Origin of the sequence: Azospirillum sp., assembly GCF_035628975.1 — a bacterium.
Classification (GTDB): Bacteria; Pseudomonadota; Alphaproteobacteria; order Azospirillales; family Azospirillaceae; genus Azospirillum.
This window is the reverse complement of the sequence record NZ_DASPIS010000018.1, coordinates 1-4,761: the sequence shown is the minus strand read 5'-3', so window position 1 is coordinate 4,761 and position 4,761 is coordinate 1. Positions and strand designations below refer to the sequence as shown.

At 65.6% G+C, this 4,761-nt stretch carries 4 protein-coding genes and 1 pseudogene; 3 read left to right on the top strand and 2 right to left on the bottom strand.

Features of this window, described 5'->3' with window-relative positions:
* On the top strand, positions 1 to 620 hold a 620-nt coding region (locus tag VD964_RS03640; protein ID WP_324865673.1), incomplete at its 5' end, for an IS5 family transposase.
* A 56-nt stretch (positions 621 to 676) separates the two neighbouring features.
* Positions 677 to 1,054: a transposase gene (locus tag VD964_RS03635; RefSeq protein WP_324865671.1), complete on the top strand. Its 378-nt coding sequence runs from the start codon at positions 677 to 679 to the stop codon at positions 1,052 to 1,054.
* A 712-nt stretch (positions 1,055 to 1,766) separates the two neighbouring features.
* Here the strand turns inward: VD964_RS03635 and VD964_RS03630 are convergent.
* Both VD964_RS03630 and VD964_RS03625 read right to left on the bottom strand, forming a co-directional pair.
* Positions 1,767 to 2,195, bottom strand: a complete 429-nt coding sequence (locus VD964_RS03630; RefSeq protein ID WP_324865669.1) for a type II toxin-antitoxin system PemK/MazF family toxin — start codon at positions 2,193 to 2,195, stop codon at positions 1,767 to 1,769.
* 175 nt (positions 2,196 to 2,370) lie between these two features.
* Positions 2,371 to 2,847: pseudogene (locus VD964_RS03625) on the bottom strand (transposase); the annotation flags it as partial.
* A 145-nt stretch (positions 2,848 to 2,992) separates the two neighbouring features.
* Between VD964_RS03625 and VD964_RS03620 the strand changes: the two are divergent.
* The gene (locus VD964_RS03620; protein ID WP_324865667.1) at positions 2,993 to 4,672 is read left to right on the top strand and encodes an ISL3 family transposase; all 1,680 of its coding nucleotides are present in this window, start codon (positions 2,993 to 2,995) and stop codon (positions 4,670 to 4,672) included.
* Positions 4,673 to 4,761: the final 89 nt, after the last annotated feature.

Genomic DNA, 4,761 nt, shown 5'->3' with positions numbered 1-4,761 from the left:
CGTCGGCCCTGGCGGCGACGGATGGGCCAGTCACCGTGATCATCGACTCCACTGGGTTGAAGGTGTTCGGGGGTGGCGAGTGGCACCTGGAGAAGCATGGCGGCAAAGCGCGCCGGACCTGGCGCAAGCTGCACCTGGCCGTCAGCCACGACACCGGGGAGATCCTGGCCTCGGAGCTGACGGGCAACGAAGACGGCGACGCCTCGCTGGTCAGGCCGTTGCTCGATCAGATCACCCGCCCGATCAATGCGGTCCTGACTGACGGCGCGTACGACGGCGAACCCATCTACTGCGCCGTTGCCGAGCGTGCGCCGGATGCCGAGGTGATCATCCCGCCGCGCGCCACTGCGGTGGTGAGCGACAGCGCCGAGACCGCCCCCACCCGGCGCGACCGCCACATCCAGACGATCAAGGAGCGCGGGCGGCTTGGCTGGCAGCGCGCGGTCCAGTACGGCCGCAGATCGCTGGTTGAGGTGGCGATCCTGAGGTACAAGGTTCTCATCGGACGCAGCCTCCGCGCTCGGACTCTGCCCGCGCAGAAAGTCGAAGCGGCCATCGGCTGCAAGGTCATGAACCTCATGACCAGCTTGGGCATGCCAGTCACCCGAAAGGTCGCCTGATTACCTCTGCCCTGGCGAGGACTCCGCCGGCACGCCTATTTGCGCACCAAAGTCTGGTGGCGGCGCTCACCGGTGACGGTGCCTACGACCGCGTGGGCGTCTATGCCGCCGTGCACGAGCGCCATGCCGAAGCGGCCGTGGTCGTGCCGCCCCGGGCCGATGCTGTGCTCAGCGAGACGGCCACGACCGCGCCCACCCAGCGCGACCGCTACATCCAGGTGATCGCCGAGACCGGGCGGATGGCTTGGCAGCGGAGCAATGGCTACAATCAGAGGGCGAGGGTCGAGGGACAGATCGGTTGCTGGAAGCAGGTCCTCGGACCGGCGCTGCGCTTCCATACCGACCAGGCGCAGGCCACCGAGATCGCCATCGGCGCCGCCGTGCTCAACCGCATGCTCGACCTCGTACGCCCGAACTCCGTCCGCGTCGCCTGATCAGAGGTGACGATGGGGCGATCTCTTGCCCTCCTCGCCTCAATGCAACACGCTGGCCTAGGCAAAAGAAACCCGCCCTCCACGGGAGCTGAGGGCGGGTCGAGGCTCCCTTCTTGCGACGGAGCAGTTTACATCGGCATCGGAATGAACGGGCCACTCCAACGCCCCATTGGCTTTGGAGGTAAGCTTGGCGCGGGGCAATCGCCCACAGCCATACGGGCGCCGGCCCTTTCGTAGCGTCCGCCCGCAAAAGAATGCCCGCCTCGAGGGAGCGAGGCGGGCAGTTTACAGGGAGGAAACACGCCCCCGATCATAGCAACAGAGCTGCTGCCAGGCGGCGCCAAGCCAAAAGAGAACCTGCCCTGGAGGTGTGGAGGTCGAGAAAATTCTCTCTTGGCACCAATGAAACCTATAAGAAAACTGCAACGTGTCGACCAATCCAATGACCTGTTGGCTTTTGAGGTAGAGCGAGTATACAGTCAGGCCCCACCGCAGTACACCACCCTAATCTTTTGTGGCCTCGAGGGTGCAGGCACAAGAAAGCCCGCCGGCCGGGTGGCGGGCGGGCCTGAAATGGCAAAGGCCCCGCCGAAGCGGGGCCTTATAGCTCGACGCCGTGCGGAGTTTGCCTTCACCCCATTGCACGGCCGCCCTTGGTAGGGTCTTAGTCGCGGATGCCCGAGGGCAGCGCCGCTCACACTGGAAATGTGACTCAGGGCAGGTGCTTTGTCAATCCGGCTAGCCCCAATGAACAGAGAACGCAGTGCCGCACACGGCGCAAATCCGCCGCTGATATAGGGTCATAGCGATACAGCCGTTTGCCACCCTGGTCCTTACCAAGCCGAGGAAAATCAAGGCGGTGGAAGCCTACGGCGCACACCATGTCGCCCTTCACCCAGCGCGCCTTATCTCCCCAAGGATCCGGTAATGGAGGATCGAGAGTGATCTGGCAATGGTAAGCCATATTTGGCGCAGGCTCGGTGGTGCTGAGAGCCACCACCGTGCAAAGCCCGGCGCGAACTGAAATCTTTGGACTGATGACGATGACCGGCCGGCGCTTGACCATTTCCGGCTCTCTGAAACCTTGGTCGAAGTCGCAGAGCAGAACCGTGCCGATAGGCGGATGTTCACGAATTGGCATTTCAGTTGAGTTTAGTGGGGGAAGGCGTCCCCAAGGTATAGCGGCAAAAAGCTAAAATCCAGTGGTTCCCCCTCGCAGTTGGCCTTCACCCCTCCCCCAGCCTATTCATCACCCGCGCCCCACGGCGTTGTTGCATAAATCGGACTGCGGGCAAACTCCCGCTATCTCTCGGGTTTCAGGCGAGTTTGCGTGAGACCGGCATTCCGAGGCTGGTCATCCGATTAAGAACGGCGCAGGCGATCCGGGCCTCGATCTTCTGAGCGGGCAGACTCCTGGCCCGGAGGCTCCGTCCGATGAGAACCTTGTAGCGGAAGAAAGCGGTTTCCACGAGGGCGCGCTTTCCATAGCCGGTCGCCGCCTGCCAGGTCATTCGGCCCTTCTCGGCGATCTGCTGGATGTGGTGGTCGCGCTGAGTGGGAGTGGTGTCGGCCTTCTGGCCCGGCACAGCCGTGACGCGGGGCGGGATGATCACCGCGGCAGTGGGGTGCCGGTCGGAAATGGCACGGTAGACGGGCTCTCCATCATACGCGCCGTCCGCCAGCACCGCGTTGACTGGGCCGGGGATCTGGTCGAGCAAGGGGCCGACCTGGGAGGCGTCGCCGTCCTCGGTGGTGGTCAGTTCCGCAGCCAGGATGTCACCGCTGTCCGGATCTGTGTTTCAGCGAGCAAAGTTGGGCTCTTCCAAGTTTTGCGTGACCAAGCAGAGGTTGAGTAGGAAGCTCTGAACATCCGGTGGAAGACGCAAGTTCTTTCGCGGGCCAGGGAGGCCATATGGAAGGAAAGAACCCTCCTTCATCATGGTTGTGCCCTTGAACATCTCTCTGTCGTCGATCGGCTTTCTGCCCAATCTTCAAGTCCTGGATCAGATCGATCATAGCTTCTATCGGATCACCGTACGTGCACAGCCGGCTGCAGCGTCGGTGTCCTGCACCGGCTGCGGCACACCCTCACGCCGCGTTCACGGCGCCTACTGGCGCAGCCTTGGTGATGTGGCGTGCTTCGGACGCCCCACCGTGCTGCTGATCCGCGTCCGGCGCTTCCGCTGCTCCAATGCCACGTGTCCGCGCCGCACCTTTGCCGAACCCTTGCCCGGCGTCGCCCGCCCGCGGGCGCGCCAAACCGACCGGCTGCGGGCCGTGCACCGGACCATTGGTCTGGCGCTCGGCGGCAACCCAGGGTCGCGTCATGCCAGGGCCATGGGCGTGCCGATCAGCCGGACGACGCTGGGGCACAGGGTGCGCGTCGGCATCGCCATGGCGGTCGCTCCAGTGACGGTTCTCGGGGTGGACGATTGGGCCTGGCGCAAGGGTCACCGGTACGGAACGATCCTGTGCGACCTCGAGCGCCGGCGCGTCATCGACCTGCTGCCCGACCGCAGCGCCGACACACTGGCAACGTGGTTGGCAGCCCACCCCAGCGTCACCGTCGTCGTGCGCGACCGCGCCGGCGCCTATGCCGAGGGGACGGCGCGTGGGGCGCCGGACGCCCTCCAGATCACCGACAGATGGCATCTGCTGCGCAACGCCAGCGATGCCCTTCGCTCTGTTCTGGAGCATCATCATCGTGACCTCCGAGCCGCCGCTCGGATGGCGAGCGCGCCATCGGAGCCGCCGGGGGAAATGAGTGAAGCTCCCCAGCCGGTCGCCGCCGAACCGGAGCGGCGGCTGCGCAGCACAGAACGGCGGGCGCAAGCGGCTCAGGAGCGCCGTGACGCCCGCTATGCGGAAGCGGTTCGCTTGCGCGACCAGGGCCTGTCCACCCGGGCGGTTGCCCGGTCGCTCGGTGTGGAGCGCAAAACGGTGCGCCGTTGGCTGCGCGCCGGCCATGCCCCGACTTGGCAGCATGCCGACCGCGGCACCAGCATCCTCAATCCGTACCATGGTTATCTGGAGGATCGCTGGCAGGCGGGTTGCCGGAACGCCGCAGCGCTGTGGCGGGAACTCCAGGAGCGCGGGTTTCCCGGACAGTACAGCGTCGTGCGGGATTGGGGAACCCGGCGCCGGCGGCAGGATCCGCCCGCCGAACCGAGGGGGACCTCCGATAAGCCGGTGTCGGCGAAGCAGTCCGAGCCTCCGACACCCCGGCGTGCGGTGCAGCTCCTGGCCGGCGATCCTGACAGGTTGACCGACGAGGACCGCCGCTTTGTCCAGGCGTTGCGGGAGCGCTCGCCGTCGATTGCGACGGCCGCCGATCTCATCACCCGCTTCTGCGAGATGGTGAAGGGCAAGGTGCCTGACCCATTCGATGGCTGGTTGCGCGAGGCAGAGGTCAGCGCGCTGTCACCGTTCGCTGCCGGGATCCGCCGCGACGAGGATGCGGTGCGCGCCGCCCTGAGCGAGCCGTGGAGCAGCGGGCAGGTCGAGGGCCAAGTCAACCGGCTGAAGGCGATCAAGCGCGCGATGTATGGTCGGGCTGGCTTCGAGCTTGAACCGCGGCCCGGATTTGAGACACCCCGCTGGGCTTGTTCAGGCGGCTAAGGCTAGCTCGGCTACGGGCGATCGATCAACCCGAAGTTGGTCAGCGCGCACCTGAGCCGGTGTGCGGTGTCCATGCCGGGCGACGAGCC

Excerpts from the sequence above, each read along its gene's own strand:
- VD964_RS03620 (WP_324865667.1), top strand. The coding sequence starts at position 2,993 with ATGGTTGTGCCCTTGAACATCTCTCTGTCGTCGATCGGCTTTCTGCCC.
- VD964_RS03630 (WP_324865669.1), bottom strand. The coding sequence starts at position 2,195 with ATGCCAATTCGTGAACATCCGCCTATCGGCACGGTTCTGCTCTGCGAC.